The sequence below is a fragment of the Mycolicibacterium iranicum genome, from assembly GCF_014190915.1.
GTDB classification, from domain to species: domain Bacteria; phylum Actinomycetota; class Actinomycetes; order Mycobacteriales; family Mycobacteriaceae; genus Mycobacterium; species Mycobacterium iranicum_B.
In genome coordinates this window covers 51,808-76,648 of record NZ_JACHVU010000008.1, presented here as the reverse complement: position 1 = coordinate 76,648, position 24,841 = coordinate 51,808, and the positions used below count along the sequence as shown (strand labels likewise).

At 69.4% G+C, this 24,841-nt stretch carries 24 protein-coding genes; 14 read left to right on the top strand and 10 right to left on the bottom strand.

The window, feature by feature from the left end; genetic code table 11:
• Nucleotides 1-5 precede the first annotated feature (5 nt).
• The 4 genes from FHR72_RS17615 to FHR72_RS17600 are packed head-to-tail and all read left to right on the top strand — an operon-like array spanning nucleotide 6 to nucleotide 3,724.
• Complete coding sequence (locus FHR72_RS17615) at nucleotides 6-974, top strand: metal ABC transporter solute-binding protein, Zn/Mn family (protein WP_183470767.1); 969 nt, start codon at nucleotides 6-8, stop codon at nucleotides 972-974.
• On the top strand, nucleotides 961-1,740 hold the full coding sequence (locus FHR72_RS17610; protein WP_183470422.1) for a metal ABC transporter ATP-binding protein: 780 nt from the start codon (nucleotides 961-963) through the stop codon (nucleotides 1,738-1,740). Before FHR72_RS17615 ends, FHR72_RS17610 begins: the two co-directional genes overlap by 14 nt.
• Nucleotides 1,737-2,612 (top strand): metal ABC transporter permease, encoded by an 876-nt coding sequence (locus tag FHR72_RS17605; protein ID WP_183470420.1) that lies wholly within the window; start codon nucleotides 1,737-1,739, stop codon nucleotides 2,610-2,612. Before FHR72_RS17610 ends, FHR72_RS17605 begins: the two co-directional genes overlap by 4 nt.
• 11 nt (nucleotides 2,613-2,623) lie before the next feature.
• The gene (locus FHR72_RS17600) at nucleotides 2,624-3,724 is read left to right on the top strand and encodes an Rv3575c family transcriptional regulator (protein WP_183470418.1); all 1,101 of its coding nucleotides are present in this window, start codon (nucleotides 2,624-2,626) and stop codon (nucleotides 3,722-3,724) included.
• Here the strand turns inward: FHR72_RS17600 and FHR72_RS17595 are convergent.
• The 3 genes from FHR72_RS17595 to kstR are packed head-to-tail and all read right to left on the bottom strand — an operon-like array spanning nucleotide 3,721 to nucleotide 5,887.
• Nucleotides 3,721-4,401, bottom strand: coding sequence for a class I SAM-dependent methyltransferase (locus tag FHR72_RS17595; protein ID WP_183470416.1), 681 nt, complete (start codon nucleotides 4,399-4,401; stop codon nucleotides 3,721-3,723). The two genes, FHR72_RS17600 and FHR72_RS17595, sit on opposite strands and share 4 nt — an antisense overlap.
• A gap of 48 nt (nucleotides 4,402-4,449) precedes the next feature.
• The gene (gene otsB, locus FHR72_RS17590; RefSeq protein WP_183470414.1) at nucleotides 4,450-5,205 is read right to left on the bottom strand and encodes a trehalose-phosphatase; all 756 of its coding nucleotides are present in this window, start codon (nucleotides 5,203-5,205) and stop codon (nucleotides 4,450-4,452) included.
• A gap of 4 nt (nucleotides 5,206-5,209) precedes the next feature.
• Nucleotides 5,210-5,887, bottom strand: a complete 678-nt coding sequence (kstR, locus tag FHR72_RS17585) for a cholesterol catabolism transcriptional regulator KstR (RefSeq protein WP_183470405.1) — start codon at nucleotides 5,885-5,887, stop codon at nucleotides 5,210-5,212.
• Nucleotides 5,888-6,109: 222 nt separating this feature from the next.
• Here kstR and FHR72_RS17580 point away from each other — a divergent pair, with 222 nt between their 5' ends.
• The 3 genes from FHR72_RS17580 (at nucleotide 6,110) to FHR72_RS17570 (ending at nucleotide 9,166) form a co-directional block, all read left to right on the top strand.
• Nucleotides 6,110-8,251, top strand: a complete 2,142-nt coding sequence (locus FHR72_RS17580) for an acyl-CoA dehydrogenase family protein (protein ID WP_183470396.1) — start codon at nucleotides 6,110-6,112, stop codon at nucleotides 8,249-8,251.
• A gap of 47 nt (nucleotides 8,252-8,298) precedes the next feature.
• A complete protein-coding gene (locus tag FHR72_RS17575) occupies nucleotides 8,299-8,844 on the top strand; it encodes an EspA/EspE family type VII secretion system effector (protein ID WP_183470394.1) in 546 nt (181 codons plus the stop codon).
• A gap of 61 nt (nucleotides 8,845-8,905) precedes the next feature.
• On the top strand, nucleotides 8,906-9,166 hold the full coding sequence (locus FHR72_RS17570; RefSeq protein WP_183470392.1) for a hypothetical protein: 261 nt from the start codon (nucleotides 8,906-8,908) through the stop codon (nucleotides 9,164-9,166).
• On the opposite strand, the gene FHR72_RS17565 is transcribed toward FHR72_RS17570, so the two are convergent.
• Both FHR72_RS17565 and FHR72_RS17560 read right to left on the bottom strand, forming a co-directional pair.
• On the bottom strand, nucleotides 9,163-9,750 hold the full coding sequence (locus FHR72_RS17565; protein WP_183470390.1) for a hypothetical protein: 588 nt from the start codon (nucleotides 9,748-9,750) through the stop codon (nucleotides 9,163-9,165). The genes FHR72_RS17570 and FHR72_RS17565 overlap by 4 nt on opposite strands.
• Before the next feature lie 22 nt (nucleotides 9,751-9,772).
• On the bottom strand, nucleotides 9,773-10,876 hold the full coding sequence (locus tag FHR72_RS17560; RefSeq protein WP_221193826.1) for a ferredoxin--NADP reductase: 1,104 nt from the start codon (nucleotides 10,874-10,876) through the stop codon (nucleotides 9,773-9,775).
• 141 nt (nucleotides 10,877-11,017) lie between these two features.
• Here FHR72_RS17560 and hsaA point away from each other — a divergent pair, with 141 nt between their 5' ends.
• Genes hsaA through hsaB form a run of 4 tightly spaced genes read left to right on the top strand, consistent with a single transcriptional unit; the run spans nucleotide 11,018 to nucleotide 14,605 of the window.
• Nucleotides 11,018-12,202 carry a 3-hydroxy-9,10-secoandrosta-1,3,5(10)-triene-9,17-dione monooxygenase oxygenase subunit gene (gene hsaA / locus FHR72_RS17555; protein WP_183470386.1) on the top strand — a complete coding sequence of 395 codons (1,185 nt, stop codon included), beginning with the start codon at nucleotides 11,018-11,020 and terminating at the stop codon, nucleotides 12,200-12,202.
• Nucleotides 12,202-13,086 carry a 4,5:9,10-diseco-3-hydroxy-5,9,17-trioxoandrosta-1(10),2-diene-4-oate hydrolase gene (gene hsaD, locus FHR72_RS17550; protein ID WP_183470384.1) on the top strand — a complete coding sequence of 295 codons (885 nt, stop codon included), beginning with the start codon at nucleotides 12,202-12,204 and terminating at the stop codon, nucleotides 13,084-13,086. The genes hsaA and hsaD overlap by 1 nt, the downstream gene beginning before the upstream one ends.
• Before the next feature lie 24 nt (nucleotides 13,087-13,110).
• Nucleotides 13,111-14,022 (top strand): iron-dependent extradiol dioxygenase HsaC, encoded by a 912-nt coding sequence (gene hsaC, locus FHR72_RS17545; RefSeq protein ID WP_183470382.1) that lies wholly within the window; start codon nucleotides 13,111-13,113, stop codon nucleotides 14,020-14,022.
• 4 nt (nucleotides 14,023-14,026) lie between these two features.
• Entirely contained in the window at nucleotides 14,027-14,605 is a 579-nt protein-coding gene (hsaB, locus tag FHR72_RS17540; RefSeq protein ID WP_183470380.1) for a 3-hydroxy-9,10-secoandrosta-1,3,5(10)-triene-9,17-dione monooxygenase reductase subunit, read from the top strand.
• A 91-nt stretch (nucleotides 14,606-14,696) separates the two neighbouring features.
• Here hsaB and FHR72_RS17535 read toward each other — a convergent pair whose 3' ends face one another.
• The gene (locus FHR72_RS17535) at nucleotides 14,697-15,647 is read right to left on the bottom strand and encodes a LysR family transcriptional regulator (protein WP_396888477.1); all 951 of its coding nucleotides are present in this window, start codon (nucleotides 15,645-15,647) and stop codon (nucleotides 14,697-14,699) included.
• A gap of 69 nt (nucleotides 15,648-15,716) precedes the next feature.
• Here FHR72_RS17535 and FHR72_RS17530 point away from each other — a divergent pair, with 69 nt between their 5' ends.
• The 3 genes from FHR72_RS17530 to FHR72_RS17520 are packed head-to-tail and all read left to right on the top strand — an operon-like array spanning nucleotide 15,717 to nucleotide 19,716.
• Nucleotides 15,717-17,087 carry an MFS transporter gene (locus FHR72_RS17530; RefSeq protein ID WP_183470376.1) on the top strand — a complete coding sequence of 457 codons (1,371 nt, stop codon included), beginning with the start codon at nucleotides 15,717-15,719 and terminating at the stop codon, nucleotides 17,085-17,087.
• Nucleotides 17,084-17,830: a 3-hydroxybutyrate dehydrogenase gene (locus FHR72_RS17525; RefSeq protein ID WP_183470374.1), complete on the top strand. Its 747-nt coding sequence runs from the start codon at nucleotides 17,084-17,086 to the stop codon at nucleotides 17,828-17,830. Before FHR72_RS17530 ends, FHR72_RS17525 begins: the two co-directional genes overlap by 4 nt.
• Nucleotides 17,815-19,716, top strand: a complete 1,902-nt coding sequence (locus tag FHR72_RS17520; protein WP_183470372.1) for an acetoacetate--CoA ligase — start codon at nucleotides 17,815-17,817, stop codon at nucleotides 19,714-19,716. The genes FHR72_RS17525 and FHR72_RS17520 overlap by 16 nt, the downstream gene beginning before the upstream one ends.
• Nucleotide 19,717: 1 nt before the next feature.
• On the opposite strand, the gene xylB is transcribed toward FHR72_RS17520, so the two are convergent.
• From xylB to FHR72_RS17500, 4 genes are all read right to left on the bottom strand, one after another.
• A complete protein-coding gene (gene xylB, locus FHR72_RS17515; protein WP_183470370.1) occupies nucleotides 19,718-21,112 on the bottom strand; it encodes a xylulokinase in 1,395 nt (464 codons plus the stop codon).
• A gap of 89 nt (nucleotides 21,113-21,201) precedes the next feature.
• Entirely contained in the window at nucleotides 21,202-22,485 is a 1,284-nt protein-coding gene (locus tag FHR72_RS17510) for an HNH endonuclease signature motif containing protein (protein ID WP_183470368.1), read from the bottom strand.
• 53 nt (nucleotides 22,486-22,538) lie between these two features.
• The gene (locus FHR72_RS17505; protein WP_396888469.1) at nucleotides 22,539-23,705 is read right to left on the bottom strand and encodes an MFS transporter; all 1,167 of its coding nucleotides are present in this window, start codon (nucleotides 23,703-23,705) and stop codon (nucleotides 22,539-22,541) included.
• Complete coding sequence (locus FHR72_RS17500; protein ID WP_183470765.1) at nucleotides 23,702-24,814, bottom strand: pyridoxal phosphate-dependent aminotransferase; 1,113 nt, start codon at nucleotides 24,812-24,814, stop codon at nucleotides 23,702-23,704. Before FHR72_RS17500 ends, FHR72_RS17505 begins: the two co-directional genes overlap by 4 nt.
• Nucleotides 24,815-24,841 lie beyond the last annotated feature (27 nt).

Below are 24,841 nucleotides of genomic sequence, written 5' to 3'. Positions count from 1 at the left end.
CCGCGATGGCCCTCGCCGTGTCCCTGCCCTTCGCGCTGAGCGCCTGCGGCGGTGCCGAGAACGCCGAATCGGCGCCGGCCTCCCAGGGCGACTGCCCGGGCACCCCGGTCACCGTGGTCGTCAGCGTCGACCAGTGGGGCGACATCGTCTCCCAGCTCGGTGGCGCCTGCGCTGACGTGACGACAGTGCTGGCCAGTTCATCGGTGGATCCGCACGACTACGAACCCGCGCCGTCCGACGCGGTCGCCTTCGAGGGGGCTCAGCTGGTCGTCGTCAACGGCGGGCATTACGACGAATGGGCCGCGAAGCTGGCCTCGACGTCGGCACCCGACGCGCCCGTGGTCAACGCCGTGGAGCTCAGCGGCGGCCACGCCGACGAGGAACACGACCACGGCGGCGAGGCGGGCCACGAGCACGCCGAGGAGCACGACCACGCCGGCGAGGCCAACCCCCACGTCTGGTACAAGCCCGAGGCGGTCAGGGCCGTCGCCGAGGAGGTCACGAGCCGGCTGAGCGCGCTGTCGGCCGATGCCGCCGGCTACTTCGCCGAACGCCACACCGAGTTCGACGAGTCGATGAAGCCCTACGACGACGCCATCGCCGCCATCAAAGCCGGCGCGCCGGGTCGCAGCTTCGCGGCCACCGAGAGCGTGTTCGACGACATGGCCGCCGCACTGGGCCTGGCCGACCGGACCCCGGCGGGCTATCGGGCCGCGGCGGCCAACGAGAGTGAGCCGTCCCCGGCCGACCTCGACGCGTTCCTGGCCCTGCTGTCCGGGCGGGGGGCCGACGTGCTGATCTACAACACCCAGACCGAGGGCTCGGTGCCCGAACAGATCCGCGCGGCCGCCGAGCAGGCCGGAGTTCCGGTCGTCGAGGTGACCGAAACGTTGCCGCCCGAGGCGAAAACGTTCCAGGATTGGCAGGTGGCGCAACTACAGTCCCTGGCCAAGGCCTTCGGTGTCGCAACCTGAGGCCGCTCCCGCGCTGTCCTTCGACGACGCCAGTGTCGAACGTGGTGGTCGCGTCGTCTGGTCCGAGTCGACGTTCGAGGTCGAACCCGGCCGCTTCGTCGCGGTCATCGGCCCCAACGGCGCAGGCAAGACCACGCTGCTGCAGGTGATCCTGGGGCTGCTGCCGGTGTCGTCGGGCACCGTGCGCGTCCACGGCCGGCGGCCCGGTGCCGACAACGACGAAATCGGCTACGTGCCACAGAATTACGATGCGAACGCCAACGAGGCGATCCGCGCGCGCGATGCCGTTCTGCTGGGCCTGACGGGCCGGCGGTGGGGCTTCGGCCGCACCAGCGCCGAGGACAGGAGGCGCGTCGAGGAGGCGCTGGGCTGGGTCGACGCGGTCGAACTCGCCGACCGCCGGCTTTCGGATCTCTCGGGCGGACAGCGGCAGCGGATCGCCCTGGCGAGCGCGCTGGTGGCGCGCCCGAAGATGCTCATCCTCGACGAACCGCTCGCCTCGCTCGACCTGCGCAACCAGCACGACATCGTGGCGGTGCTCGCACGGTTGAAGCGGGAACTCGGCGTCACCATCCTCGTGGTCGCCCACGACCTCAACCCGCTGCTGGGAGTCCTCGACAGCGCCGTCTACCTCCTCGACGGGCACGCCCACCACGCCGAGCTGGACAAGGTGGTCGACTCGCAGCTGCTCACACACATGTACGGCACGAAGATCCAGGTGGCACACACCCTTCAGGGCGAGCTGTACATGCGGAGCGGCGGATGACGCACACCGTCGTCGCGATGGGGTACCAGAGCAACTGGCTGCACATCCTGGGTTCGTCGTTCATGCGCAACGCCTGGATCGGCGGAACCATCGTCGCGCTCGCCGCGGGTCTGATGGGCTACTTCATCGTCGTGCGGCACTCCGCGTTCGCCGCCCACGCCCTCGCCCACATCGGGCTCCCGGGCGCCACGGGGGCGGTGCTGATCGGCCTGCCCGCCGCGGTGGGCCTGGGGGTGTTCTGCATCGGGGGCGCGCTGGTGATCGGGGCCCTCGGTAAACGGGCCGCCGACCGGGAGGTCGCGACCGGTACGGTGCTGGCCTTCGCGACCGGTCTCGGCCTGTTCTTCAACTCCCTGGCCACTCGCAACTCGTCGACGCTGACGAACGTGTTGTTCGGCAACCTGCTGGCGATCACCTCCCAGCAGCTGCTGTCCTTCTTCGCCCTGCTGGTGCTGACCGCGGCCAGCGTCGCGTTCATCTACCGCCCGCTGCTCTTCACCTCGGTGAACAGCAAAGTCGCTGAGGCCAAGGGGGTCCCGGTGCGGGCGTTGTCGATCGGGTTCATGGTCCTGCTCGGGCTGACGGTCACGATGGCCGTGCAGGCCGTCGGCACCCTGCTGCTGTTCGCCCTCGTCGTCACGCCCGCGGCCACGGCGTTGATGCTGACGGCGCGGCCGGTCGTCGCGATGGTCGTGTCCGCGGTCATCGGCCTGGGCTCCGTGTGGGCGGGCCTGGCGCTGTCGGCGATGTTCAACCTGCCGCCCAGTTTCGTGATCGTCACGATCGCCTGCGCGGTGTGGCTGCTGGTCTGGGCGGGGGTCAGGACGCCACGCCCGGCCCGGCGAGAGGCTGCCGGGCAGGCCATCCACTAACGTCAGAGGGCATGTCCAGGAGTCCGACGCCCCGACGGCGTGCGACCCTGGCTTCCCTCGCCGCGGAACTCAAGGTCTCGCGCACCACCGTCTCCAACGCCTACAACCGGCCCGACCAGCTGTCGGCCGAGTTGCGCGAACGGGTGCTCTCCACCGCCAAGCGGCTCGGCTATCCCGGACCGGACCCCGTGGCGCGCTCGCTGCGCACCCGCCGGGCCGGTGCGGTCGGTCTCGTGATCACCGAGCCGCTGAACTACTCGTTCAGCGATCCGGCGGCGCTCGATTTCGTTGCCGGACTTGCCGAGTCGTGCGAGGCGGTGGGGCAGGGCCTGCTGCTCGTCGCCGTCGGGCCCAACCGCAGCGTGGCCGACGGGTCGGCCGCCGTGCTGGCCGCCGGGGTCGACGGCTTCGTCGTCTACTCGGCGTCCGACGACGACCCGTACCTACCCGCGGTCCTCCAGCGCCACCTGCCCGTGGTCGTGGTCGACCAGCCCAAGGACGTCGCCGGAGCGTCCTGCATCGGCATCGACGACCGCGCCGCGATGCGCAAGCTCGCCGAGCACGTCCTCGACCTGGGCCACCGCGAAATCGGTCTGCTCACGATGCGGCTGGGTCGCGACTGGCCGCACGGAGGCCCCGGCCCCGCCCTGGCCGACCCGCAGCGCCTGCGGACGCCGCACTTCCACGTGCAGAACGAACGTATCCGCGGGGTGTACGACGCGATGTCGGCGGCCGGTCTGGATCCGGGGTCGCTGACCGTCGTCGAAAGCTACGAGCACCGTCCGACGTCGGGCGGGCGCGGCGCCGACGTGGCGCTGGAGGCCAACCCGCGGATCACCGCGCTGATGTGCACCGCCGACGTGCTGGCGCTCTCGGCGATGGATCACCTGCGGGCGCGCGGCATCTACGTGCCCGGACAGATGACGGTGACCGGGTTCGACGGCATCCCCGAGGCGCGCCAGCGCGGTCTGACCACCGTGGTGCAGCCCAGCATCGAAAAAGGCCGCCGCGCAGGGGAACTCCTGCACCATCCGCCGCGCAGCGGCCTGCCCGTGGTCGAGGTGCTCGACACCGAGGTGGTGCGGGGCCGCACGTCGGGCCCGCCCGCCTAGGCCTGGTCGGCGGGTGCGCGGCGACGCGCGCGCAGGACGTCGTCGTGGGTGTGCTGCCCGTCGATGCCCGCGGGGACGTCACGCGGGCGCCGGCGCTGGACGGTCACGTCCCATTCGTCACCGGAAGCATCGGAAGCATTGACGGCAGCGAGGAATTCGGTGAGGTCGTCGTGGCCGACGAAGTCGGCGGGATCGAAGCCGTGTGCCTTCGCCGTCGCGACATCGATGTCGGCATGGTGCACGACGAGCAGGGTGCCGCCCGGCGCGACGGCGGCCAGCAGCGCACGCTGGGCGGGGTCGCCGGGGGCGTGCCGCAGCGCCGGATAGTGCGCGGCCACGAGGTCGAAACCGCCGGGCGGTGGCGTCAGATCCTCCAGCCGGCCGCAGATCCAGTTGACGTGGACGCCCGAAGTTCGCGAACGCCGCGCGGCCCGATCGAGCGCAACCTGCGACACGTCGAGCGCCGTCGTCGTCCAGCCCTGTGTGGCAAGCCAATTCGCGTCGGCGCCGACGCCGCACCCGACGTCCAGCGCGGTGCCCGGAGCCAGGCTCTGGGCGACCTCGATCAGCACCGCGCTCGGCCTGCCGTCCGGAATCCTGTCCGCGAGGCTGGTGTACCGCTCGTCCCACTCCGTGGCGAGCGCGGTGGCCTGTGGGGTATCACTGGAATCAGTCATGACCCCAGGGTCATTCGCCGGCGGCGGATCTGCAAATGATGTTGCCGATCAGGCAATACCGGCGCGGGCGTCCGCAAGGTGGCGCAGCGCGGCCGCGACGTCGTCGGGTGAATCCACCCGGTAGGTGGCCGCGGTGTCGCCGGGGCCGACCTTCACCCCGATGTCGGAATCGCGCAGCCGCGCAAAGGCTTTCTCGTCGGTGACGTCGTCGCCGAAGAACACCACGGCCGTCGCGTCCAATTCGCCACGCAGCACGTCGACCGCTTCGCCCTTGTCGGTGTCGAGGACTGCGAACTCGAGCACGGCCTTGCCCGTCGTCACGTGGGCGTCCCAGCCGGGTGCGGCGTCCCATGCTGCCGCCAGCGCCGCGTCGCCGTCGGACGCCGACGCGTTGCGCACGTGCAGCGCGACGCTGGCGGGTTTCGTCTCGACGGTCACGCCCGGCTTGTCCGCCGCGATCTGCTCCAGCCCGGTCGTGATCCGGTCCAGGAGCTCGCGGTCGATGTCGTGGGCGAACCCGGAGGCGAACTCGGCGCCGTGACTGCCCACGAGGTGGACGGTCGACGGCATTCCCGACAGCTCGCGCAGCGTCGCGAGTGCGCGTCCGGATATCAACGCGGCCGATGTGTCAGTGAGCGCGGCGAGCGTGACGAGGGCGTCGGCCGCTGCGGGCAGGGGGCGGGCGTCGGCGGGATTGCTCACGATCGGCGCGAGCGTGCCGTCGAAGTCGGAGGTGACCAGCAGTCGGGGCGTCGTCGCCGCCGCGTTCAGGGCATCCAGCAGGTCGGGCGGCAGGTCGGTCACGCCTTCAGATCTTAGGTTGGTCGCCGTCTCCGATGAGCAGCCGCACAGCCAGGTCCAGCCGCTTGGCGACGTCGGTCGCCGAGGCGCGCCGGGTCAGCCAGGCCAGCAGGTTCGACAGCCACACGTCTGAGATGACCCGCGCGATGTGGTACTGGTCCTCGGTCGGTTCGCCGTCGCTCATCGCCCGGGCGAACATCGAGTCCATCAGCTTGCCGACGTGATCGACCTCGCCCGCCGCCGACGCATCGGCGAAGACGAACGCGCGCGTCATCGCCTCGGTGAGCAGCGGGTTGCGCTGCATCGCTCGGTTGAGCTTGCCGACCATGATGTTGAGCCGCTGATAGGCGGTGGCGCCGGCGGCCAGCGTGGCGCGGTCGGTCTTGGCGTCGATGCGCTCGAACTCGCGGCCCAGCGCCGACACCAGCAGGTGGACCTTCGACGGGAAGTAGCGGTAGAGCGTGCCGACGGCGACGTCCGCCCGCTCGGCCACGGCCCGCATCTGGACGGCCTCGTAGCCGCCCTTCGACGCGATCGCCAGGGTGGCGTCGAGGATTCGCTTGCGTCGCTCGCGCTGGGCTTCGGAACCGAGTTCGGATTCGGCGAGGACCGCCACGTTCATGACCTGACGTGGTCGGGACTCGGCGGAGGTGCGAGCTGACGTCGGTGACTTGTCAGTGCTCATCTCAGACAACTCGGACGTCCCAGACATGCGACGGATGGCTCCTTTGTGATGCGTTCTCGGTGAAAACGATACGCATGCCAGTCACGAATTTCTCACCTCCGTGTCGCGGAGACACCGGCGTGCCCTGCTGCGATGGCGGTCGACTTGACGGTCGGACGCTGGCACTATTAGAACACGTTCTAGTGAGAAGCACCGTCTTCTCGCCCAATCCTAGGAGTACCGGTGCCCGCACCCTCGACGGCGACCCTCACCGACGACCAGTCCGATGCCCGCGAACTGGTTCGGAGCTGGGCCGCTGCGTCGGGAGCGGTCGAGGCCGCGCGTGACATCGAGCACGGGAACACCGACGCGTGGCGGGCCCCGTACGGCAGCCTGGCCGAACTAGGGATCTTCGGTGTCGCCCTTCCCGAGGAGCACGGCGGCGCCGACGGAACGGTGTCCGACCTGGCCGCGATGGTCGCCGAGGCCGCGGCCGCCATGGTGCCGGGGCCTGTGCTCACCACCGCGCTGGCGACCCTGGTGTTGCCGGATTCACAGGCCGGCCTGCTCGAAGCGCTGGCCACGGGGCAGCGCACGGCGGGTGTAACGCTGGAGGCCGACGTGACGGTCGCCGACGGCCGGGCGTCGGGCAGCGCGCCCGTCGTCCTGGGCGCGGACGCCGCCGGGGTCCTGCTGCTGCCCGCCGGTGACACGTGGCTGCTGATCGACGCGCAGGCCGACGGCGTGACCGTCGAACCCGTGAAGGCGACCGACTTCAGCCGCCCCCTGGCCCGCGTCGTTCTCGACGACGCGCCCGCCGAAGCCCTGACCGTCACCGCGCAGCGCGTCCTGGATCTCGCCGCGACACTGGCGGCCGCCGAGGCCGCCGGATTGGCCCGCCGGCTGCTCGACACCGCCACCGAGTACGCGAAGGTTCGCGAACAGTTCGGCAAGCCGATCGGCAGCTTCCAGGCCATCAAGCACATGTGCGCCGAGATGCTGCTGCGTTCCGAGCAGGCCTCCGTCGCCGCATCCGATGCCGCCCGCGCCGCCTCCGATGCCGACGCCGGCAGCGATCAGCTGTCCATTGCGGCCGCGCTCGCCGCGTCGGTCGGCATCGAGGCCGCCAAGGCCAACGCCAAGGACTGCATCCAGGTGCTCGGCGGTATCGGGATCACGTGGGAGCACGACGCCCACCTGTACCTGCGCCGGGCCTACGGCATCGCCCAGTTCCTCGGCGGACGGTCCCGGTGGTTGCGCCGCGTGGCCACGCTGACCGAACAGGGGGTGCGTCGCGATCTGCACATCGACCTGGAGTCGGTGGCCGACCTGCGCCCCGAGATCGCTGCCGCGGTCGCCGAGATCGCCGCGGCGCCGCAGGAGAAACGCCAGGTCGCCTTCGCCGAGACCGGCCTGCTGGCGCCGCACTGGCCGAAGCCCTACGGGCGCGCGGCGGGACCGGCCGAGCAGCTGCTCATCGACCAGGAGCTCGCGTCGGCGGGAGTCGTTCGTCCCGATCTGGTCATCGGCTGGTGGGCCGTCCCGACGATCCTCGAGCACGGCAGCGCCGAGCAGGTCGAGCAGTTCGTGCCGACGACGCTGCGTGGTGAGCTGCAGTGGTGCCAGCTGTTCAGCGAGCCCGGAGCCGGTTCGGACCTGGCGGCGCTGAGGATGAAGGCCGTCCGCGTGGACGGCGGCTGGAAGCTCACGGGCCAGAAGGTGTGGACCTCGGCCGCGCAGAAGGCGCACTGGGGGGTGTGCCTGGCCCGGACGGACGCCGAGGCGCCGAAACACAAGGGCATCACATACTTCCTGATCGACATGAAGAGCCCCGGCATCGTGATCCGGCCACTGCGCGAGATCACCGGTGACGAACTGTTCAACGAGGTCTTCTTCGACGATGTCTTCGTGCCCGACGAGATGGTCGTCGGGGAGGTCAACGACGGCTGGCGGCTGGCACGCACCACGCTGGCCAACGAGCGTGTGGCGATGGCGCAGGGCACTGCGCTGGGCAATCCGATGGAGGAGTTGCTGCAGGTCGTCTCGACCAAGGGTGGGGTGCTGGGACTCGATGCGGCGCACCAGGATCAGCTCGGTCAGTTGATCGTCACCGCGCAGGTCGGATCGCTGCTCGACCAGCGCATCGCCCAGCTCGCGGTCGAGGGCCGGGACCCCGGGGCGCAGGCGAGCGCGCGCAAGCTGATCGGTGTCCGGTACCGGCAGGCGCTCGCGGAGTTCCGGATGGACCTCTCCGACGGCGCCGGCGCACTGGAGAACCAGCAGGTGCACGACTTCCTCAACACCCGCTGCCTGACCATCGCCGGCGGCACCGAGCAGATCCTGCTGACGATGGCGGGCGAACGTCTTCTCGGCCTGCCGCGCTGACAAACTGGTGTCCGGAGGCCATGTCCGGCCGATAGATAATCGAGGACGTGTCTGCGGTTCTCGGTGCTTTCCTGTCGACGTGGTCGAAGGCACGGCAGACGTTCGGTGAGGGCGCGCCGCAACCCGGATCAGGCTTCGATCAGAGCGCCGAGTTGGCCAGGCTGCGCGCCGAGGCGGAGTCCGCCGAACCCGAGTCGCGCTGGTCGGGTGGTGCGGCCGCCGCCTACCGCGCGGTCAACGTCGAGCACGCCGGGCTCCTCGGCCGGATGGCCGAGCTGGACCGGCAGTTGGCTCAGCAGGTCGACCGCTCGGCCGACATCGTTTCGGCGGGTCGCCGTGACCTCGACGACGTGCGCGACTGGGTGCTTGCGGCCGCCGGCTCGGTCCCGCCGACCGCGATGGGCGACCAGATGATGCTGCCGATCGCGCAGGCCGGCCTCGGTCGCGTCGAGGAGGTCGTCTCGGCGTCCAACGGTCAGCTCACCGTGGTCGGCGCCGAGATCGCCCGGCTGGCAGGCGAATACCAGATGCTCGGAGGGCAGGCGTTCACGCAGGGCCCGCCCGGCGAGCCTCCGCCGACGCCGGAGCAGTAGATGCGCGGCTCGACGAGATCCTGCAGAAGTACCGGGCCCCCTCTCCGAATGTGGGTGGCTCATGAGCCGGCGTGTGCGCACGATCTGTGTCGCGCTGTGGTGTGCGTTGCCGGCCACGGCCCGCAGTCCGTTCTCCGGCTCCGGGGAGGATCCACTGGAGGCCGAACTCGCGACCGTCCGGGACGGCGGCCGTGCGGTCCCGCTGCACGACCTCACCGATTTCGCCTGGGACGAGGTGCATCTGTTCAACGAGTACACCCGCGCCGACGTCCTGGCCGTGCCGATGGGCGGGAACGGCCTGCGGCTGCAGAACCCGGCCTAGCCGAATGTCGTCTGCGCGCAGGCCGTCGGCGTGGTCAGGTTCACGCCGCTGTAGACCACCTGGATCTGTGAGCACGCGATGAAGTCGGCACCCATCGCCGGCTGGCCGGTGCTCCACTCCAGCGGCCGGGAATCGCCGTCGGTGGTGTAGCGCTGCGGGGGGCCGCCGCCGAACGCCGTCACGGAGATCTCGACGTCACGCAGACCCTTGTAGAGCTTGGACAGCACGTTGTTGTGGTTGGCGCCCTTGAGTTCCCGCGGCACGCCCGCCGGTGCGCTGTACCAGGCTTCCTGGTAGACGTTGCGGTCCGAACTGCGCAGCGTGACCGTCTGACGCGACCAGGTGTCGCCGGGGAACCCGGTGGGCCCGTTGGGCGTCATCAGGTTCGCCGAGGTGTTGAAGTAGCACTTGCCTTCTGCGGGCACGCAGTTGGCGGTGATGTGCATCTGGATCTGGGTGGCGGGGTCGACGTTGATCGAGGACATCCCGGTGTTCGACGCCGCCGTCGCCGACGGGGCGCACGTCAGTGCCGCCGCCATCGTCGGCACCAGTGCCGCCATACCTGCCGTTGCTAGCCGGTTCATCGTGATGAAGGTAATCCCCTCGCTACTCGTCGAAGGTGACTTCGACTGAATCCGTCCGCGGGTGCGCCTGACAGGCCAGGATCAGGCCTTCGTCGAGGTCCTGCTGTTCGAGCACATCGTTGATCTCCATCTCGATGTCGCCGGACTTCTTGAGCACCGCGCACGCGCCGCAGTGCCCTTCGCGGCACGAGAACGGCGCGTCGAGGCCCTTGTTCAGCAGCACGTCGAGAAGCTTCGCCTTGCGCGGCCAGGACACCTCGTGGGTCTCGCCGTCGAGCGTCACGACCGCCGTCGCGGGGCCTTCGTCGTCGTCGCCGTCGCCTTCGTCGAGGGTGATCGCAGCGAACGGATCCGACTCCAGCGACTTGAACACCTCGATGTGGATGCGGTCGGCCGGCAGACCGGCGGCGGTGAGGGCCTCCTCGGCGGCGGCCATGAACGGCCCGGGGCCGCAGATGAACGCCTCCCGTGCGCCGAACGGCGCGAACAGGGCGGTCAGGGCGGTCACGTTCGGCAGCCCCTGCACGGACTCCAGCCAGTGGATCGCGGTCAGGCGGTCGGGATACTTGGCCATCAGGTCGCGCAGCGTCTCGGCGAAGATGACGGACTTCTCGTCCCGGTTGGCGTAGACGAGGGCGACCTTGCCGCTGCCCTCGCTGAGCGCCGACTTGAGGATGGCCAGCATCGGGGTGATGCCGCTGCCGGCGGCGAGCAGTAGGAAGTCGGTGTCCAGGTCCTTCGGGACGAAGGTTCCCGACGGCGCCAGCACGTGCATCTTCATGCCCGGGTGCGAGTTGTCGCACAGCCAGTTCGAGGCGTACCCGTCGGCGGTGCGCTTGATCGTCACGGTCAGCGGGTCGCCGGTGAACGGTGAGCTGCACAGCGAGTAGCAGCGCGCCACCGAACCGGTCCGGTCACTGGGCACCCGCAGGGTCAAAAACTGTCCCGGGGAGTAGCGCAGCTTCTCGGGCGCCACCGGCGCATCGTCGGGAGACTTGAACACCAGCGAGCGGGCGTCGGACGTCTCGTCGATCACCTCGGCGATCTCGAGTTCGAGCACGTGGTTGCCCAGCGGTTCGTCGGCAGCAACGTCCGTCACAAGATCCGCCCTTCCTTCGTGCTCCATGTGTCGAATACCAGTCGATAACTAGAACAGGTTACAGAAATGCATGTCCGCAGGTCCAGCGCCCACAGATACGCGCTACTCGACACAAATCGTAACGTGTTCTAATCTCATGTCAGGTCCTAGTTCTCGGGAGGCAAATCCGTGACGTCCATTGAACAGCGTGACGTGCAGTCGGTTCTCGCCGGCATCGACGATCTTCTGCCGCGGATCGCCAAGCGCGCACCGGCCGCCGAAGAATTGCGGCGCCTCCCCGACGAGACCGTCAACGAACTCGACGAGGTCGGGTTCTTCAAGCTTCTCCAGCCCGAGCAGTGGGGCGGCCTGCAGTGCGATCCCGCCGTCTTCTACGAAGCGGTCCGGCGCATCGCGAGCGCCTGCGGTTCCACCGGTTGGGTGTCGTCGATCATCGGCGTCCACAACTGGCATCTGGCCCTGTTCGATCAGCAGGCGCAGGACGAGGTCTGGGGCAACGATCCGACGGTGCGGGTGTCGTCCTCCTACGCGCCGATGGGTGCGGGCACCGTCGTCGACGGCGGCTACCTCGTCAGCGGCGCATGGCAGTGGTCCTCGGGCTGCGACCACGCGACGTGGGCCTTCCTGGGTGGCCCCGTCATCAAGGACGGACGCCCCGTCGACTTCGGCAGCTTCCTGATCCCGCGCACCGACTACCGCATCGACGACGTGTGGAACGTGGTGGGGCTCAAGGCGACCGGCAGCAACACCGTCGTCGTCAAGGACGTGTTCGTGCCGCGCCACCGCTTCCTGTCCTACAAGGCGATGAACGACGGCTCGGCGGGCGGCTACGAGAACAACACCGCCCCGGTGTACCGGATGCCCTGGGGCACCATGCATCCCACGACGATCAGCGCTCCGATCATGGGCATGGCCTATGGCGCGTACGACGCACACGTCGAACATCAGGGCAAGCGCGTGCGCGCGGCGTTCGCCGGCGAGAAGTCCAAGGAGGACCCGTTCGCCAAGATCCGGATTGCCGAGGCCGCCAGCGACATCGACGCCGGCTGGCGTCAGCTGATCGGCAACGTCAGCGAGGAGTACCAGCTGTTGCAGGCGGGTCAGGAGATCCCGTTCGCGCTGCGGGCCCGCGCCCGCCGCGACCAGGTGCGGGCGACCGCGCGCGCGATCGCCTCGATCGACCTGCTCTTCGAGGCCTCCGGTGCGACCGCGCTCAATCTCGACCAGCCCGTGCAGCGGTTCTGGCGCGACGCCCATGCCGGCCGCGTTCACGCCGCGAACGAGCCCGAGCGCGCGTACCTGATCTTCGGTAACGACGCGTTCGGTCTGCCGCCTCAGGACACGATGGTCTAGTGACCTCCTACATCCAGGAAACGGAGCAGCAGCAGGAGATCACGTTCGAGTCGACCTCGCGCTACGCGCAGGTCCGTGAGGACATGCGGCTGCACTACCACGAGGCCGGTGTCGGGCACCCCGAGACGGTGGTGCTGCTGCACGGCGGGGGTCCCGGTGCGTCGAGCTGGTCCAACTTCGGCCGCAACATCCCGGTGCTCGCGAAGCACTTCCACGTGCTGGCCGTGGATCAGCCCGGTTACGGGCACTCCGACAAACACACCGAGCACGAGCAGTACAACCGCTACAGCGCCACCGCACTGCTGAACCTGTTCGACCACCTCGGCATCGAACGTGCGGCGCTGGTGGGCAATTCGCTCGGTGGCGGCACCGCGGTGCGGTTCGCGCTCGACAACGGCAAGCGCGCCGGCAAGCTCGTCCTGATGGGCCCCGGCGGGCTGAGCGTCAACCTCTTCGCGCCGGATCCGACCGAGGGCGTCAAGCTTCTGGGCCGCTTCGCCGCCGATCCCACTCGCGAGAACATCGAGAAGTTCCTGCGGATCATGGTGTTCGACCAGAACATGATCACCCCCGAGCTGGTCGAGGAGCGCTTCCAGATCGCCAGCACCCCCGAATCGCTGGCCGCCACGAAGGCGATGGGTAAGTCCTTCGCCGGGGCCGACTTCGAGCTCGGCATGATGTGGCGTGACGTGTACAAGCTCCGGCAGCGGGTACTGCTCATCTGGGGCCGCGAGGACCGGGTCAACCCGCTGGACGGCGCGCTCGTCGCGCTCAAGCAGATTCCGCGGGTGCAGTTGCACGTCTTCGGCCAGTGCGGCCACTGGGCGCAACTGGAGAAATTCGACGAGTTCAACAAACTGACCATCGATTTCCTCACGAACTAGAGCGGGATAGGAGAGGAAGAGGCCGTGACCATCAAGTCGTTGGGATACCTGCGCATCGAGTCCACCGACGTCGGCGCGTGGCGGGAGTACGGGCTCAAGGTCCTGGGCATGGTCGAGGGCAGCGGAGTGCCCGGTGCCAGCCCGGAGGGCGCTCTCTATCTGCGTATGGACGAGTTTCCGGCCCGGCTGATCATCGTGCCCGGCGAGCAGGACCGCCTGTTGGAGTCCGGGTGGGAGACCGCGAATGCGGCTGCGCTTCAGGACATTCGCCAACGACTCGACGTCGAGGGCACCCCGTACAAGGAGGCCACCGCGGCCGAGTTGGCCGACCGCCGCGTCGACGAGATGATCGTCTTCGACGATCCGTCGGGCAACACGCTGGAGGTCTTCCACGGCGTCGCGTTGGAGCACCGCCGGGTCGTCAGCCCCTACGGGCACAAGTTCGTGACCGAGGAGCAGGGACTGGGCCACGTCGTGCTCACCACCCGCGACGATGCCGAGACCCTGCACTTCTACCGCGACGTGCTCGGATTCTTCCTGCGCGACTCGATGAAGCTGCCCCCGCAGCTGGTCGGCCGTCCCGCCGACGGCGCACCTGCCTGGCTCCGGTTCCTGGGCGTCAATCCCCGCCACCACAGCCTGGCGTTCATGCCCGGTGAGACCCCCAGCGGCATCGTCCACCTCATGGTCGAGGTCGGCGAGGCCGACGACGTGGGCCTGTGCCTGGACCGCGCGCTGCGCCGCAAGGTGAAGATGTCCGCAACGCTGGGCCGGCACGTCAACGACAAGATGTTGTCGTTCTACATGAAGACCCCCGGCGGGTTCGACATCGAATTCGGTTGCGAGGGACTCGAAGTCAACGACGACGACTGGGTGGCCCGGGAGAGCACCGCGGTGTCGCTGTGGGGTCACGACTTCAGCGTGGGCTTCAAATAATCAGGTGAGCAGTCCTGTGATCGATCCGCGCACATTCCGCAGTGTGCTGGGGCAGTTCTGCACCGGCATCACGGTGATCACGTCGATGTCCGAAGGTCCTACGGGGCCTGCCCCGGTGGGCTTCGCCTGTCAGTCCTTCGCGGCGCTGTCGCTGGATCCTCCGCTGGTGCTGTTCTGTCCGACGAAGGCATCCCGCTCCTGGTCGGCGATCGAGGCCAGCGGCCACTTCTGCGTCAACGTCCTGCACGAGAAGCAGCAGCACGTGTCGGCGCGGTTCGGGTCCCGTGAACCCGACAAGTTCGCCGGGATCGAGTGGACCCCCTCGGCGCTCGGCTCGCCGATCATCGAGGGGTCGCTGGCCCACATCGACTGCTCGGTGCAGTCGGTGCACGACGGGGGCGACCACTTCGTCGTCTTCGGCGCCGTGCACTCCCTGTCGGATGTGCCGAAGAAGAAGCCACGGCCGCTGCTGTTCTATCAGGGCCAGTACACGGGTATCGAGCCGGACAAGAACACGCCCGCCGACTGGCGCAACGACCTCGAGGCCTTCCTCACCGCCACCACCGACGACACCTGGCTCTAGCGCCTACTTACACGCGTGTGATTCATCCACACTGGGGACAACCCCTGTGGATGAACGTCCCGTCGGTGGCGGCGCAGCCCATACCTGCTGGTCAGGGCCTGCCGAGCAGGACGTCGTGCTGGTCGGCGACGCGGGCGCGGATCGCCTCGACGACCGCCGCGACCTCGGGCCGGCGCAGGGTCTCGGCGCGGGTCACGAGCCAGTAGGTGAGCCGGATCGACACGTCGTCGGGCAGGACGCGCACCAGGTCGGTGTGACGGTCGGCCATGAAGCAGGGCAGCAGCCCGATGCCGGCCGAGGCCCGGGTGGCTTCGACGTGGACGAACACGTTCGTGGAGGTGACGGACTCACGCATCGCCGGCGCGAAGCTGGTGGCCAGGTCGAGGTCGTCGACCTGCAGCATCGAGTCGATGAAGTAGACGAGCGGAAACCGATGCAGATCGGCCACGTCGGCCGGCCGTCCGTGTTCGGCGAGATAGTCGCGGGAACCGTAGAGCCCGAGGCAGTAGTCGCTGAGGCGCAGTGCCTTCGCGCGGCGCACCGTCGGTTCTCCGACCACGATCTCGATGTCGAGCCCCGACCGCTGTTGGGTGGCACGGCGGGTGGCTGCCACGATCTCGACGGCGACCTTCGGATGGCGGCGCTGTACGGCAGCGGCCGCGGGAGCGGCGATGTAGGCGGAGAAGCCGTCGGTGGCCGAGACGCGGACGACGCCCTCCAGTGCGCGCTGACCCGCGGGGTCGGTGGCCAGGGAGCGGACCGCCGATTCGACGGCCTCGGCGGCTGCCAGCGCTTCGCGGCCCAGGTCGGTGAGCTCCCAGCCGCCCCCTGCCCGGGCCAGCACACGCCCGCCCATCGCCGCTTCCAGGGTGGCGATGCGCCGGCTGATCGTCGTGTGGTTGAGGCCCAGTTCGTCGGCCGCGCTGGTGTACGTCCCGGTTCGGCCCACGGCCAGCAGCACCAGCAGATCGTCGGCGCTCGGGCGGCGGGACGGCGCGGTCACCTCTGCATTTTTGCAGATACCTCCTGCAGTTTTGGCCATTGCCGCACGGGGTAGCTGCATGAATACTCACTGACATCTGTGGTGGGCATCACAAGGGAGGTGTGGGCGATGAGCACGCAACAACACGCGCATCCGGACGAGCCGGGCTCGATCACGACGGGGCTCAAGCGCGTCGTGGTCGCGTCGATGGCGGGCACGGTGGTCGAGTGGTACGAGTTCTTCCTCTACGCGAACGCGGCGACGCTCGTCTTCAACAAGGTCTTCTTCGCCGAGGGCACCGGGGAGTCGCAGGCCATCATCGCCGCGCTCCTGACCTACGCGGTGGGCTTCGTCGCCCGCCCGCTCGGCGGCATCGTCTTCGGTCACTTCGGCGACAAGTACGGCCGCAAACAGCTGCTCCAGTTCGCGATCCTGCTCGTCGGCGTCGTCACGTTCCTGATGGGATGTCTGCCGACCTACAACCAGATCGGGGTGTGGGCGCCGATCCTGCTCGTGCTGCTGCGGTTCGTCCAGGGCTTCGCCGTCGGCGGTGAATGGGGCGGGGCGGTACTGCTGGTCGCCGAGCACAGCCCCGACGACAAGCGGGCCTTCTGGGCGAGCTGGCCCCAGGCCGCGGTGCCGGTCGGCAACATGCTCGCCACCGTGGTCCTGCTGCTGCTGACCGGGCTGCTTCCCGACGACGCATTCCTGTCCTGGGGCTGGCGGGTCGCGTTCTGGCTCTCGGCCGTGGTGGTGCTCATCGGCTACTACATCCGCACCAAGGTCACGGATGCGCCGATCTTCGTCGCGGCCCAGGAGGAGGTCGAGCGGGTCAAGGCGGTGTCCTACGGCGTCGTCGAGGTCCTGAAGCGTTATCCGCGTGGGGTTTTCACCGCCATGGGCCTGCGCTTCGCCGAGAACATCATGTACTACCTGGTGGTCACTTTCTCGATCGTGTACCTCAAGACCCACGTCGGAGCCGACACCAGCGACATCCTGTGGTGGCTGCTGGCCGCCCACGCCGTGCACTTCGTGGTGATTCCCCAGGTCGGCCGACTGTCGGATCGCTTCGGCCGCCGGCCCGTGTACATCGTCGGTGCGATCCTGGCCTCCACCTGGGGCTTCTTCGCCTTCCCGATGATGAACAGCGGCAGCTATCTGCTGATCATGGCCGCGATCATCCTCGGTCTGATGATCCACGCCCTGATGTACGCGCCGCAGCCGGCCATCATGGCCGAGATGTTCCCGACCAGGATGCGGTATTCCGGTGTGTCCCTGGGCTATCAGGTCACCTCGATCGTTGCGGGTTCGCTGGCGCCGGCGATCGCGACCTGGCTGCTGGACAAGTTCGGGTCCTCCGTACCGATCGCCCTCTATCTGGCCGGCGCCGCGGTGATCACGTTGATCGCCGCCTGGTTCACCCGCGAGACCAACGGGATCGACCTGCGCTCGCTGGATGCCGCCGACCGCGAACAGCTGGCGAAGGCCGGCATCGTATGAGTGAGCTCCGTGGGCGCACTGCGCTGGTGACCGGTGGGGCGAGCGGCATCGGGGCGGCCTGCGCACGCGCACTGGCCGAACAGGGCGTGGCCGTCACGGTCGCCGACATCGACGACATCGGGGCCAAGACGCTGGCCCAGGAGATCGGCGGAACCGCCTGGGCCCTGGACCTTCTCGACGTCCACGCCCTGGAGGACCTCACGCTGGAGACCGACATCCTGGTCAACAACGCGGGCATCCAGAGCATCAACGCGATCCCCGACTTCCCGCCGGAGAAGTTCCGCTCGATGCTGGCGCTGATGGTCGAGGCCCCTTTCCTCCTCGTCCGAGCGGCCCTTCCGCACATGTACCGCAACGAGTTCGGCCGTGTCATCAACATCTCGTCGATACACGGGCTGCGGGCATCGCCGTTCAAGGTGGCGTACGTGACCGCCAAGCACGCCCTGGAGGGGCTGTCGAAGGTGACGGCGCTGGAAGGTGGCCCGCACGGGGTGACCAGCAACTGCATCAACCCGGGTTACGTCCGCACGCCGTTGGTGACCAAGCAGATCGCCGATCAGGCCCGCACCCACGGCATCGGCGAAGACCAGGTGGTGTCCGACATCCTGCTCAAGGAGAGCGCGGTCAAACGACTCGTCGAACCCGAGGAGGTGGGCTCGCTGGTGACGTGGCTGGCCTCTCCGGCGGCGGGGATGGTCACGGGGGCGTCCTACACGATGGACGGCGGATGGAGCGCTCGGTGACGGACCCGCAGTGGACACCGGCGGAGCGGGACGTCGACGAAGCGCAGGTCACCGAGTTCGCCAGATTCGCCGAGAAGCGTTCGGGCGTCGACTTTCCCGATTACGCGGCGCTGTGGCGATGGTCGGTCGACGACGTGGAGCAGTTCTGGGCGGCGCTGTGGGATTACTTCGACCTCGGCCCGCGCGGTGACACGGTGCTGACGGATCAGACGATGCCGGGGGCCCGGTGGTTTCCGGGGGCGACGCTGAACTACGTGGACCAGATCGTGCGGCAGGCCCGCACGGACAGGCCCGCGATCGTGCACGTCAGCGAGGACGCGCCGGACCGGGAGGTGTCCTGGAGCGAGCTGCTCGGGCGTACCGCCGCGTTCGCCGAGACGCTGCGCGCCGCCGGCGTCGCACCGGGCGACCGGGTGGTCGGCTATCTGCCGAACATCCCCGAGGCGGTGATCGCGTTCCTGGCCGCGGCCAGCATCGGCGCGGTGTGGAGTGCGTGCGGTCAGGACTATTCGGCGAAGGCGGCTCTGGACCGGCTGGGTCAGTTGGAGCCGAAAGTCCTTGTCGCCGCGCAGGGATACACCTTCGCGGGGAAGTACCGCGACAAGCGTGAGGACGTCGCGGCCCTGTGCGAGGGACTGCCCACGCTCGTCGCGACCTTCACGACGGCCGACCTGACCTCAGGCCGTGACGCGGCGCCCGAGCCGGTCGCCGTCCCGTTCGACCATCCGCTGTGGATCCTGTTCTCCTCCGGCACCACCGGCCTGCCGAAGGGCATCGTGCACGGCCACGGCGGCGTCGTCCTGGAGCATCTCAAAGCCGTTGCGCTGCAATCCGACATCGGCCGCGACGACACGTTCTTCTGGTACACCAGCCCGAGCTGGATGATGTGGAACTTCCAGGTGGCCGGGCTGCTCGTGGGCGCCACGATCGTCTGCTACGAGGGCAGCCCGTCCAGCGGTACCCCGGATGCTCTGTGGGAGATCGCCGCGAGGGTGCGTGCGACGGTGCTCGGCACCAGCCCGGGCTATGTGCTGGGGTGCATGAAGGCCGACGCCCACCCGGCGCAGGCCCATGACCTCTCAGCGCTGCGCACCGTGGGGATCACCGGATCGTCGCTGCCACCGTCGTCGTCGGAGTGGCTGGGCGAGCGCGTCGGTGTTCAGGTGGCGTCCATCAGCGGAGGCACCGACGTGGTGTCGGCGTTCATCGGCGGCGTGCGCACCGTCCCGGTGTGGCCCGGGGAACTGTCGGCCCCCTACCTCGGGGTGGCTTTGGATGCCTGGGACGAGGCGGGCAACCCGGTGCGCGGTGAGGTCGGCGAGCTGGTCATCACCAAGCCGATGCCGTCGATGCCGGTCGGTTTCTGGAACGACGAAGACCGAAGCCGGTATCAGGCAGCCTATTTCGAGATGTTCCCGGGCGTCTGGCGGCACGGCGACTGGATCACCCTCACCGATCACGGCAGCGTCATCGTCCACGGTCGGTCCGATTCCACCCTCAATCGGCACGGCATCCGGATGGGCAGCGCCGACATCTACCAGGCGGTCGAAAGCCTCCCCGAGGTGGTCGAGGCGTTGGTGATCGGCGCCGAACAGCCCGACGGTGGATACTGGATGCCGCTGTTCGTCGTGCTGGCCGACGGCGTCGAGTTCGGCGACGGGCTCCGCGACCGGATCGTGGACACCATCCGCACCGAGGTCTCACCCCGGCATGTGCCCGACGAGATCATCGTGGCCCCGGGTGTCCCACACACCCGCACCGGAAAGAAGCTCGAGGTGCCGGTGAAAAAGCTGTTCCAGGGCGGCGATCCGGCGAAGGTCGTGGAACGCAGTGCCGTCGACGACCCGGATCTGCTCGACTGGTATGTCGCGCAGCGGCGCACGTGACTCACCGCAGCGTCAGTGGCTGCGCGGCGCGGTACTGCTCCACCACGTGCGGGGTCGCGTCGGCGGTGTAGCGCTGCGCGGTGGCGGCCGACCATTCGGGCGGAGCCGCCTTACCCGACAGCACCCAGGCCGCCTGACGCGCTGCGCCGAGGGCCACGTATTCGGCCGGGGCGGGCACGTCGACCGGCGTTCCGAAGACGGCGGGCGCAAGCCGGCGGACGGCGTCGGACCGGGCGCCGCCGCCCACGACGATGATGCGCCGGGTCTCGACGCCCTGGTCGCCGATCTTGTCCATGCAGAAGGCCATGGAGCTGAGCAGGCCTTCGACCGCGGCGCGGGCGATGTTGGCGGCGTTGAGGTTTCGCAGGGTCACGCCGTGCAGCGCGCCGGCCGCATGCGGCAGGTTCGGTGAGCGCTCACCTTCGAGGTAGGGGACCAGGACCAGGCCTTCCGCACCCGCGGGTGCCGACAACGCGAGACGGTCGAATTCGTCGAAGTCGACCTGGAGCATCGCCGCGACCGCGGCCAATACCGGAGCTCCGTTCAGGGTGCAGACCAGCGGCAGCTGACGGCCGGTGGCATCGGCGAAACCGGCGACGATCCCTTCGGCGTCATGCGGGGCGGTCTGCCCGACGGCGCTGACCACCCCGGAGGTACCGAGCGAGACCACGCAATCGCCCTCGCCCGCCGCCAGACCCAGCGCCGCAGCCGCGTTGTCACCGGCCCCGGGACCGAGCACCATGCCGCCGGGTGCCGTCCCCGCGGACTCGGACGGACCCAGCACCCGCGGCAGTACAGGGCGCCGGCCGTGCAGCGCACGCTCGAGCAGCTCGTGGTCGTACTCGTTGCGCTCGGCGGAGAAGTACCCGGTGCCGCTGGCGTCGCTGCGGTCGGTGCACAGGTCGGCGATGTCTGCGCAGCCGCGCAGCTTCCATGTCAGCCAGTCGTGGGGCAGGCAGACCGCGGCCGTCCTGTCGGCGTGGCCGGGTTCGTGGTCGGCGAGCCAGCGCAGTTTCGCGGCGGTGACGGCGGCCACCGGCACCACACCTGTGCGCTCGGCCCAGCGTGCTGCTCCACCCAGTTCGTCGACCAACTGGCCGGCGGCATCACTGGAGCGGGTGTCGTTCCACAGCAGCACATCCCGGACCACGGTCCCGTCGGCGTCCAGGCAGACCATCCCGTGCTGCTGGGCCCCCACCGAGAGCGCGGACACGTCGTCCAGACCGCCGGCCTGCTCGACCGTGCGGTGCAATGCATCCCACCAGAGACGGGGATCGACCTCGGTGCCGCCGGGATGCGGCGAGGACGCCGACCGGACCGTCTCACCGGTGTCGGCGTCGCAGACCACGATCTTGCACGACTGGGTCGACGAGTCGATGCCCGCCACGAGTGCCATTCGCTACCGCCCAACGCGATTCCGGTGAGGCCTGACCGCCGGTTGCGCCCCTGCCATGGACGGCGCAACACTACTCCGCAGCTGCCTGCTCAGGCGGCGCAGAACGTCACGAGGTCCACGCTGAATGTGCCCTCCAGCAGGCTGACTTGCCGCAACACGGGCGGGCCCGGCAGTGGCGGCGCGATCGACCGGTACGTCGCCCCGGTCGGTGTCACGTACTCCGCGCTGTGGGAGCCGTTCTCTGCGCTGGTGGTGACCCGCCAGCCGGGTGCTTCTTTGGCGTAGTTACAAGCAGCGCACAGCCCGAGCCCGTTGAGCGCGCTGGTCGGGCCGCCGTCTCGGTCGGGTGTGGCGTGGTCGTGGTGGCGGATCGGGGCGTTGCAGTACGGGGTGCGGCAGGTCTGATCGCGCAGACCGATGAACGTCGCCAACCCTTTGGGGAAGATCCGGGCCCGGGATTCCATCGCCGCCAATTGCCCCGACCGGGGGTGCCGGTACAGGCGTCGCAGCGTCGCCTTGGCGCTGTCGTCACCGGCCGCGTCACCGACCAGGTGTCGGACCACCTCGGCCGGAACCGGTCCGTAGCCCTGCAGCACGCCGGGGCAGTCGTCGCCACCGAACAGGGTGGTGTCGGAGAGGACGAGATTGAGGTGCACATCGATGGCCGCGGTCACGCTGCGGCCGGTGATCCGCGCGTAGGCGGTGTCGGTCATGACCTGTCCCCGCGAGCGCCCGTCGCCCGTCGTGTCAGCCTCGCGCGAGAGGGCGGCATACATCCCGATGCCCTGGGCCAGCGAGGTCAGGAACGTCAGGTAGACCATGCCATTGGGGGCGGGACGGGTGGTCACACAGCGATTCCTGACCGCTCTGTCGTTGCGTTCCACCACGGCGGCAGCGTCCAGTCGCGCGGTGATCTTCTTCGCCGCGGCGGCCACCCGGGCGTCGCCCCAGCCGGTGAAGCCGTCGGCTTCGTCGCAGAGCTCCCTGTCGAGCCGTCGGCGGTGCTCGACGCTCAGGCAGGCCGATTCGCGCACGATCAGGGTGGCCCGCCACTCCGAGAGCCGGCCACGCTCGAGGGCGGCCAGGGTGCGGGGCATCTCGTGCACGAGTGCGGTGGCGAGCCCGAGATGGGTGTTGCCCTTCACCGGGGCGTCGCGACGCGCCAGTGCGATCTCCGAGGCGAGGCCCTTCCCGCGCCGGTCTGCCCGCACGCCCGCCGCCTGCTCGGCCGCGGCCCGCTTCTGGGCCCAGAGTGCGGTCGCCCGCGCTTGCGCGGCAGCAGCTTTCGATTTCAGCAGTTCGCAGTGTTCGACGAGGGTGCGGAGCTGCCCCTCGGAGGCGTCCGGATCGATATCGAACATGCTGTCGAACATGTGTTCGAGACTACCGCCACCCTCCGACAAGTCCGGGTCACCGACAGCCTCCGTCAGCCAGGATCTGCGCTGCCGCGGGCTCGGGTGACCCCCAGGGTCGCCGCGCCGGCCGCCATCACCACGGCGGCCAGCCCGAGGAAGCCGAACGTCACCGTCGAGACCGCCGCGATCGCGGCGACCGCCAGGGGGCCCGCCGCGTCCCCGCACTCCCGGCCGATCTCGGCGGCCCCCATCGTCTGTCCGAGCCGCTCGGCCGGTGTCGTCCTGGCCAGCATCGTGAACGCCAGCGGGGTGATCAGCCCGCACCCGGCCCCGATGACCACCCCGGCGCACAGCAGTCCCGCGAGGCCGGGCAGCGCCGCGGCGGCCAGGCCGGCCGCGGTGAGGACGACGCCGGCGACGATCCCCGCCCTCAGGGTGAGCCGCCCCGCGTCGACGGCCCGGCCCGCCAGGGGTTGCGCGACGGCGGTGGTCAAGGCGAGCAGGGACACCACGGCGCCGGTCACGACGGGCGAGAGGCCGGCCTGGGTGCCGAGCACCGGGAGGAAGCCGACTCCGACCGACAGCGCGGCGGTCGCCGCGGCGAGTGCGAGAGTGGGTGTGACGAAGGAGGACTCGGAGAAGCGGCGCACAGTGTCGAGCACGGTCTGACGTTTTCTGGGCAGCGGAGCGACGCGGGGCACCGAGACCGCCGCCCACACCGCCACCGCTGCGGCGAGCACCGCCATCACCGCGAACAGCAACCGCAGACCTCCCGCCGCGACAAGGACACCGCCGAGCAGCGGGCCCAGCGTGTAGCCGATCGACTTGTACGACCCGTAGGTGCCGAACGCCCGCCCCTGGGCCTCGGTCGGCGTCAGACGCGCCACCAGGGCCGACGCCGCCGGTGAGAACGCCGCGGCCCCGACTCCCTGGCCGAAACGGCCGGCCCACAGCCAGGCGGTGTCGTCGGCCACCGCGTACCCGAGCGACGCCAGCGCGAAGATCACCAGCCCGGCGATGAGCACGGTGCGGGCGCCGATCCGGTCGGCCAGGGTGCCGAAGACCGGCTTGAGGATGACCTCGGCGCCGTCGTAGATCGCCAGCAGCGCACCGAGGGTCAACAGAGACGCCGCCGTACCGGACGTCGTGGTGCCCAGTGTCCCGGCGACGGCGTGGGCGCCGAACGCCGTGGTGAAACCTGCCGCGAGGAGAGGTGCCCGCTGCGAAGCGGCGCTCACCGCAGCCAGGCTCCGATGCGACGCAGTGCCTCGTCGATGTCGGCCGACGGTCCGGCGAACGACAGGCGCACGAATGCCCCGCCCCGTACGGTGTCGAAATCGACCCCCGGCGCGATCGCAACACCGGTGTCGGCCAACAGCTTCGAGCAGAATGACAGCGAATCCGTGGTCAGGTGCGAGACGTCGGCGTAGACGTAGAACGCGCCGTCGGTGGGCGCGAGGCGGTCGATACCGATGCCGCGCAGCCCGTCGAGCAGCAGTGTCCGGTTGGCGGCGTACCCCGTGAGCAGTGCTTCGGCCTCGGCGACCGACGCCCGGGTGAACGCTTCGACGGCGGCGAGTTGCGGCAGCACCGGCGGGCAGATGGTGAAGTTGCCGGTGAGACGGTCCACCGCGCGCTGCAATTCCTGGGGAACGAGGAGCCAGCCGAGGCGCCATCCGGTCATCGCGAAGTACTTCGAAAAACTGTTCACCACAACCGATTCGCGCGAAGTCTCCCAGGCGCAGCTGGTCTCCGGCGCGCCCGGATACACCAGGCCGTGGTAAACCTCGTCGCTGATCAGCCGCACCCCCGACGACGCGCACCACGTCGCGATCGCCGCCAGCTCCTCCGGCGCGATGACGGTGCCCGTCGGGTTGGCCGGGCTCGCGACGATCACCCCGGAGACCGGCGGGTCCAGATCCTTCAGCATCTGCAGCGTCGGCTGAAACCTGGTCTCCGGACCGCACGGGAGTTCCACGACCTCGCAGCCGAGCGCGGTCAGGATGTTGCGGTAACACGGGTAGCCCGGGCTCGCGATCGCCACGCGGTCTCCCGCGTCGAAGCATGCCAGGAATGCCAGCAGAAAACCCCCGGAAGAGCCGGTGGTGACGACGACGTCGGCGGGGTCGACGGTCAACCCGTGCCTGGTCGCGTAGGAACGGGCGATCGCGGTGCGCAGCTCCGGGATGCCCAGGGCGACGGAGTACCCGAGCTGGTTGCGGTTCAGTGCGGCGATCGCGGCGTCCCGCACCGCCGACGGCGCACCGGCGCTGGGCTGCCCGGCCGACAGATTCACCAGATCGCCGTGCGTGCGCTGACGTTCGGCGGCCGCCAGCCAGACGTCCATCACATAGAACGGCGGGATACCGGCGCG

What these genes read in the sequence shown, in the direction of transcription:
- FHR72_RS17615 (WP_183470767.1), top strand. Translation starts at nt 6, where the DNA reads ATGGCCCTCGCCGTGTCCCTGCCCTTCGCGCTGAGCGCCTGCGGCGGT.
- FHR72_RS17520 (WP_183470372.1), top strand. Translation starts at nt 17,815, where the DNA reads ATGGAGCGCTCGGTGACGGACCCGCAGTGGACACCGGCGGAGCGGGAC.
- FHR72_RS17570 (WP_183470392.1), top strand. Translation starts at nt 8,906, where the DNA reads ATGAGCCGGCGTGTGCGCACGATCTGTGTCGCGCTGTGGTGTGCGTTG.
- FHR72_RS17500 (WP_183470765.1), bottom strand. Translation starts at nt 24,814, where the DNA reads ATGGACGTCTGGCTGGCGGCCGCCGAACGTCAGCGCACGCACGGCGAT.
- FHR72_RS17525 (WP_183470374.1), top strand. Translation starts at nt 17,084, where the DNA reads ATGAGTGAGCTCCGTGGGCGCACTGCGCTGGTGACCGGTGGGGCGAGC.
- FHR72_RS17565 (WP_183470390.1), bottom strand. Translation starts at nt 9,750, where the DNA reads ATGAACCGGCTAGCAACGGCAGGTATGGCGGCACTGGTGCCGACGATG.
- FHR72_RS17530 (WP_183470376.1), top strand. Translation starts at nt 15,717, where the DNA reads ATGAGCACGCAACAACACGCGCATCCGGACGAGCCGGGCTCGATCACG.
- FHR72_RS17535 (WP_396888477.1), bottom strand. Translation starts at nt 15,647, where the DNA reads ATGGCCAAAACTGCAGGAGGTATCTGCAAAAATGCAGAGGTGACCGCG.
- FHR72_RS17510 (WP_183470368.1), bottom strand. Translation starts at nt 22,485, where the DNA reads ATGTTCGACAGCATGTTCGATATCGATCCGGACGCCTCCGAGGGGCAG.
- xylB (WP_183470370.1), bottom strand. Translation starts at nt 21,112, where the DNA reads ATGGCACTCGTGGCGGGCATCGACTCGTCGACCCAGTCGTGCAAGATC.
- kstR (WP_183470405.1), bottom strand. Translation starts at nt 5,887, where the DNA reads ATGAGCACTGACAAGTCACCGACGTCAGCTCGCACCTCCGCCGAGTCC.
- FHR72_RS17595 (WP_183470416.1), bottom strand. Translation starts at nt 4,401, where the DNA reads ATGACTGATTCCAGTGATACCCCACAGGCCACCGCGCTCGCCACGGAG.
- FHR72_RS17600 (WP_183470418.1), top strand. Translation starts at nt 2,624, where the DNA reads ATGTCCAGGAGTCCGACGCCCCGACGGCGTGCGACCCTGGCTTCCCTC.
- FHR72_RS17605 (WP_183470420.1), top strand. Translation starts at nt 1,737, where the DNA reads ATGACGCACACCGTCGTCGCGATGGGGTACCAGAGCAACTGGCTGCAC.
- FHR72_RS17560 (WP_221193826.1), bottom strand. Translation starts at nt 10,876, where the DNA reads ATGGAGCACGAAGGAAGGGCGGATCTTGTGACGGACGTTGCTGCCGAC.